The following is a 6,000-nucleotide window of genomic DNA, read 5'->3' on the forward strand; positions in this document are numbered from 1 at the left end:
TTCAAATTGTTTAGTTTTTGTTAAGAACTTACATTTATACTTCCTTATGTAGTAAAAAGTAAGGATAAAGGTGGGAATATAAACATGAAGCGTGGAATAGGGTTGCTATTTGCCTTTGTATTAGTCTTGCAAACTATATTTACTAGTTTGGGATTAGGTAGTATAGTCACTGCACAAGGTAATGAGCAAAGTATATTTAAAAACTTTGCTGTAGTTGATGAAGATGGAAATGAAGTCAACTTAGAAGAAGTAGATGGAGATTCGGCCGTCTTTATACATATTGAATGGTCCACAAAAGGTGTAGAAATTACAGCAGAGGATTCTGAATCACTAACTTTGGTCGAAGAGTTACACATTAAAAAAGAGCAACTAGGCGAGCTAATTTTTGACCATACAGAAGTTGGTACGTATCAGGCAATTGATGATACGGTAACAGTTACATTTAATAAAGAAATAGGAAAACTTGAGAATGCTAATGGTACTTTTACAGTGGAAGCAATAATTAAGGAATCTACCGAAGTGGAACAGGAAAACGAACAGAACGAGAGTTTAAAAGAAAAAGCTGATACCGCTGGAAAAGAAGATGCAGAACTAGAAGAAACGGATCTAAAAGAAGAAGTTTCTAAAGAAGACGCAGAGGCTACTGATAAGAAGCGCAAAAACACTCAAGCTGCACCAATGAAGCAAAATATAACAAGTGAAAATGCAGGATTTAAGTTAGAAATAGGTAAAGTAACTGATTTTGATGGAAAAGAGTATGCAGAAGATTATAAGCTAAATCCTAAAGATGAATTTTCACTTGTAGTGGATTGGCATCTAGAAAATGGTCACCCTTATAATGCAGGTGATACCGTCGAATTTGATTTGCCAAAACAAATCTATCTTGATGAAGATATGACTGATGGTGAATTAATGGATGGAGATAACAACTTAATTGCGAATTATGTTATTACAACAGATAATAAAGTCAAGTTAACCTTTACTAATTATGTTGATACACATAGTAATGTGAAAGGATACATTGGAATAGCTGCAAAATTAAATCCAAATGAAGTTGAAGTTAAAGACGGAGAAGTTACAATTGATCCAATTGATGAAGGGCGAGCAATCGTTGTTCCAGTAAACCCGGTTGACAATGATAAAACAATTGGAAAGTCTGGAAAGCCAGCAAAAGATTACAACGCTGAAGAAATTAGTTGGACGGTTACAGCTAATGAAAATGGCTCAAACTTAACGGATGCAAAAATTGTTGACGAACTTCCAGAAGGACTTGAGTATATTGCAGATAGCATAAAAGTTACAAAATACAAAACAAATTTAATAGGGGAAGTCGTCGGTGAAGGTGAAGATGTCACTGTTTCTATCGCACCAGAAATCAATGGTCAGAAACTCACGATTCCTTTAGGTGATACAAAAGATAAATATGTTGTAGAATATACGACAAAAATAACAGATATGTCCATCAAGAGCTTCAAAAACGATGCGACTTTGATTGACGAAAATAAAGAAGATCAGAAAGCAAGCGCGACGGTACCGATTAATCGTGGTGAACCTATTAATAAATCTGCAGTTACAGATTACGATCCTAAAACAGGTATTATCGAATGGGAAATAGAATTTAACTTTGATCAAAAATCGTTGGAGAATGTGACATTATCAGATAAGTGGGAACCAGCAGGCAAAGTTGTGCTTGAAGGTGATGTTGAATTTTTTGAAGTGACAATTGATGAAAATGGTGAGCCGATAAATGAAGTACCTGCAAATATAGGTACACTAAATGAGATAACAGACGGTTTTGAAGTGACAGGCATTACAACGGATAAAGCATATAAAGTAAAATATAAAACAAAAGTAATAGACCGGGTTATAGACGGGTTTACGATGGAAAATGTGGCAAGTTTTGGGCAACATTCAACTAAGAAGAGCACCGAGATTGGCCAGTATTATGGGGTGAAATGGGCTGGAGCGGTCAATTATAAAGAGAAAACAATTGATTGGACGATACACCTAAACAGAGACGAACACCCAATGAAAGATATCAAGATTACTGATACGTTGACTGAGGGTCAAACTTTAAAGCAAAATTCAGTAAAGGTAAAAGTTGGTGGGCAGGAGTACACGGGTCACACCGTAACGGGGGAAAATGAAAGCACATTTGAGGTTAAGTTTCCCGAAGACTATGAAACTAGTGAAGAAATCATTATTGAGTATAAATCGGATTATGATCCAAATACAGTAGGATCGAATCCTAAAAATACGGCAACTATTGAGTGGATACCGGAAAACTCAGGAGAAGTAATTAAAAAAGATTTAACTGTCGGAACGAAAATAAACGAAAAAAATGAAAATAACCATTGGAAGAATGGTACGTACAATCCAGATACAAAAAAAATCACGTGGGAGTTAATCGTTAACTACCGTGGGAATGCATACGATGAATTGGTAATTAAAGACACACCAAAAGGTAATCAAAAATTAGTAACAGATTCAATTAAAGTTGAAGAGTTAGAAGTTCCATCTAATGGGAATGAGTATAAAATTGCTGATGTTCCTGTAGATGATTCGAATTTGACAGCATCAGAGGATGGTTTCACGCTTAATTTAGGTGATACAGATAAAACATATAAAGTTATTTATGAAACAACGATAGATCACGTAGAACACCTCGATGAAATGTACGAAAATGATGTGGAAGTATCTGATGGAACTGGAGAAGCTGATAAAGTATCTTCATCAGTGACGATACCTAAAGCAAATGAGTATAGTTCCAAAAAAGGGAAAGAAGTAGGAAAGACTGTTGAATGGTCAATCGATATTAACCCTGGTCAACATAAAGTGACAGGTCTTACATTAACAGACACAATTTCAGACAATCACGCTTATTTACAAGATACGATTAGAGTGTATGAGGCAACAGTTGATAAGGATGGCAAGGCAATTAAAGGTGAGCCATATAGCACTGATTTATATGAGTTAAATCACGAAGCTGATACACAAACATTTGAAATTAAATGGAAAGAAGAAATTGACCGTGCTTTTGTTGTTGAATATTCAACGATATTTTTCGCTCAGAAGGGCGAGGAAGTAACGAATGATTATAAAGTAACGGGTGAAAATTTAAAAGATGGAGCAAGCCAAGGTGGAAAAGAAAGCATCATTATTGACCGTTACTCCTCATCAGGTGGTACTGGTGAAGTTGGATTTCTCATTGTCGATAAAGTTGACAAAGAAGGCAAGAAACTAGCAGGTGCTAAATTTGAGTTAAGGGATAAGGAGACTGATCAATTACTTATTTCGGGTGTAACGGATGAAGATGGTCAAATTTCCTTCGGCCGTTTAATGTATGGTGATTATTTATTAATCGAAACAGAGACACCTGATGGATATGTAGCACATACGGATGAACATACAATCACGATAAATAAGCCATATACTGCGGATTCAGATAAAACCAAATTTGCATATTCCGTTGAAAACTATGTACCTATCTTTGCAATCGATTTATCTAAAACAGATAATGAAGGTAATGTATTAGCCGGAGCTGAATTTACATTATTTGATTCAGAAGACAAAGAAGTTGCAAAAGGTACGACAAATGAAGATGGGAAAATCCTTTTTGAAGATTTAGAAGACGCTGGAACATATTATGTTCAAGAAACAAAAGCACCAGCAGGGTTTATTCTTGATTCTACAAAATATCCAGTAACTATTGGAGACAAAGAACCAGAACCAGTAAAAGTTTCCCTTGAAAATACACCACGTGGTGCGGTACTTTTAACGAAGATAGATGTAGATACAAATGAAACACTTGCAGGTGTGGAGTTTGAATTACAGAAGTTAAACGATGAGGGTGAATACGTAAAAGTTGATTCATTTACAACAAATGAACATGGAAACATCAAAACATCAAACACACTTGAAGCAGGAGATTACCAATTTGTTGAAACTAAAGCCTTAGATGGCTATCGTATAAACGAAGAGCCAATCCAGTTTGAAGTCGAGTTAGATGAAACTAGAACACTAACGTATGTAATGACAAACGAGAAATTCAAAGGATCTATCAAACTAATTAAATCAGATGCTGCAACAAATGATTTACTATCAAACGCGGAATTTAAATTAATAGATTCAGAAGGTGAAGTAGTTAAAGAGAACTTAGTAACGAATGACCAAGGTGAAATTGTTATTGAAGACTTACTACTTGGTACGTATCAATTAATTGAAACAAAAGCACCAGCGGGTTATGAACTAGACGAAACACCGATTGATATTGAAATTACAGAAGACTTACAAACCGTTGAAAAAGCAATGAAGAATAACAAAATCACAGATATCTCTGTTGAGAAGAAGTGGAACAATGCTGATGGAGAAACAACACCAGTAACAGTAAAGCTTTTACCAACAGATCAAACAGTTGAATTAAATGAAGAAAATGCTTGGAAAGCAACGTTTAAAGACCTACGTGTTTATGATGAGTCAGGCGAAGAAATCGACTATCAAGTAGAAGAAATGGATGTTGATGGGTACAAATCAACCGTAACGGGAGATGCAGCTGACGGATTTATTGTGACGAACACAGAAATAACGAGCATTTCTGGAACGAAGACATGGTTAGATGACGAGTCTGAAGAACGTCCTGAAGCAATCACAGTTAAGCTACTTGCGAACGGTGATGTAGTAAAAACAACTCAGGTCAATGAAGCAACTGACTGGAAATATGAATTTACTGATCTCGTGAAATACGATGAGTCAGGAAATGAAATAACATATTCAATCGACGAAGTAGCGGTAGATGGATATGAAACAACAATTGATGATTACGACATTACGAACTTACGCATTGGTAAAACAGAGGTAACAGGAACGAAGACTTGGTTAGACGATGATTCTGAGAGTCGTCCAGCTTCAATCACTGTTTATTTACTAGCAAATGGTGAACAAATTGATGAAGTTGATGTAACTAAGGAATCAGATTGGAAGTATGAGTTTACAGAACTTCCTAAGTATGATGAACAAGGGAAAGAAATAGAGTATACAGTTGATGAAAAAGCTGTTAATGGCTACGAGAAATCAATTGAAGGTCACGATATAACCAACTTAAGAGTAGGAAAAACAGAAGTTGATATAACAAAATTATGGAAAGACGAACAAGAAACAGATCGTCCAGGCGCAATTACTGTAAACTTACTTCAGAACGGTATTGTTTATGACGAATATGAAGTAACAAAAGAAAATGATTGGAACCTAACAATCACAGACTTACCGGAGTATGATGAGGCTGGTAAAGCTTATAAATATACTGTTACAGAACATGATGTGCCAGGTTATACATCAAATAGTGATGGATTTGAAATTACGAACACACGCACAGATGTAAAAACAATTGAAATCACGAAATCGTGGTTAGATGATGATTCCGAAGATCGTCCAGATTCAATTGAAGTTGAATTGTTAAGGGCAATCACAGAAGGCGACAAGGAATTAGTGGAAACTTATACAATATCTGCAGACCAAGAGTGGACATTAAAAGTAAAAGACTTACCAGCATTTGATGTAGATGGTAAAGCTTATACGTATGAAATTAAAGAAAAACCGGTTAAAGGTTATGAGACAGAGGTTAACGGTTTTGACTTAACCAACTTACGTGTTGGCGAAACAGAGGTAACAGGAACAAAGACTTGGTTAGACGATGATTCTGAGAGTCGTCCAGCTTCAATCACTGTTTATTTACTAGCAAATGGTGAACAGATTGATGAAGTTGATGTAACTGAGGAATCTAATTGGGAGTATGAGTTTACAGAACTTCCTAAGTATGATGAACAAGGTAAAGAAATAGAGTATACAGTTGATGAAGAAGCTACTGATGGCTATGAGAAATCAATTGAAGGTCACGATATAACCAACTTAAGAGTAGGAAAAACAGAAGTTGATATAACAAAATTATGGAAAGACGAACAAGAAACAGATCGTCCAGGCGCAATTACTGTAAACTTACTTCAA

General features: G+C 35.6%; 1 protein-coding gene. It reads left to right on the plus strand.

All coding sequences use genetic code 11. The annotated features are described in order from the left end of the window. Positions 1-84: 84 nt before the first annotated feature. Positions 85-6,000 (plus strand): Cna B-type domain-containing protein (locus DFR56_RS17880; protein WP_158525701.1); only part of this gene is annotated, 5,916 nt, incomplete at its 3' end.

It is taken from the genome of Pseudogracilibacillus auburnensis (assembly GCF_003201975.1).
Lineage (GTDB): Bacteria > Bacillota > Bacilli > Bacillales > Amphibacillaceae > Pseudogracilibacillus > Pseudogracilibacillus auburnensis.